Annotated in this window: 1 protein-coding gene; it reads left to right on the top strand. The window is 60.0% G+C overall.

The genetic code is table 11. The features are described from left to right. Positions 1-820 precede the first annotated feature (820 nt). On the top strand, positions 821-1,252 hold a 432-nt coding region (locus JQ558_RS36925; protein ID WP_212296729.1), incomplete at its 3' end, for a sigma-70 family RNA polymerase sigma factor.

The following is a 1,252-nucleotide window of genomic DNA, read 5'->3' as shown; positions in this document are numbered from 1 at the left end:
GGTTGACTCCGTCGCTGCCGTTCGGCTCTCGCCTACCCGGCAACTTGACACCTGCAACGGGTGCCAGGACCACACGGTTTTGCCGTACGCTTGTCCACGCCGTCGTCGAAGCGTAAACCAGCGTCCACCGCAACCCGCCCAACGTCCGTGACGACGGCCGACGCCCTTCTGAGTAGGACGGGATGGGCGAACACATACCTCTGATTTTCCTTCTGGTAAACGGAAATATTTTTTATTCTGGGGCTTGACACGATTTCTGCTAATTCGAAACGACCTTGCCATCGGGCTGATCACCTGCGCGAGAGGCAGTTGAAGGGCGAGACGCTCCGCCATCGCAGCGCCAGCCGCGTCTTTGGTATCTCGGAACCATTTTCTTCCATCGATGTTTTGGTACCGGGGCCATCGCGCACGGCAGATTGCCGCCGTGGCAGATGAGCCGTTGGGTGCGGGTCGGTAGCGGCAGAAGCCATCGATGGACGACGACGACTTGTTCTTGGCCATGCTGGGACTGGCAATAGCCGCGGTAATGCTGGTGGCGGGCGCCCTTTTTCTCATAGCGAGACACGAGACGGGCGAACCGGTCACGCAGCCCGTTCCGGCCGTAATCTTTCCCTTGGAAGACATGCACGCTTTTGAGCAGTTGGGCGCCTCGCTCCTGAGCGGAGTATTGCCCTTCGAACGGTCCGCTTGTCGAAGGCTCTGGCGGTGTTGATTTTCTCTTCTACGAAGGAACCGAAGCCATTCGTTCTGGTTTGGCGGTACGCGCGATCACCGTTGCCGCGCATGGAGGTAGATGTCGTGGTGAAGAAGAGGCTGCACGATGGAGAGAAGCGCAATCTCACTCCCAACCCTGTCTGACGGACTGTCCCGCTACCTCGCGGAAATCCGCAGGTTTCCCATGCTGACCCCGGAGGAAGAGTGTTCCTACGCCCGGCGCTGGCGAGAGCAAGGTGATCGGGACGCCGCCTACCGGCTGGTTACCAGTCACCTGCGTCTCGTGGCCAAGATCGCCATGCGCTATCGGGGCTACGGGCTGCCGATGGCCGACATCGTGTCCGAGGGGAATGTCGGCTTGATGATCGCGGTGAAGCGCTTCGATCCGGAGCGCGGCTTTCGCCTTGCGACGTATGCGATGTGGTGGATCAGGGCCTCCATTCAGGAGTACATCCTGCGCACCTGGTCGCTTGTGAAGATGGGGACCGGTACGGCTCAGAAGAAACTGTTCTTCAAGCTTCGCCGAACCAAGGCGGAG

The sequence above is a fragment of the Bradyrhizobium sp. AUGA SZCCT0160 genome (assembly GCF_018130105.1).
Taxonomy (GTDB): Bacteria; Pseudomonadota; Alphaproteobacteria; order Rhizobiales; family Xanthobacteraceae; genus Bradyrhizobium.
Note: the sequence above shows the minus strand (reverse complement) of the source record. Positions and strands in the feature narration are given on the sequence as shown.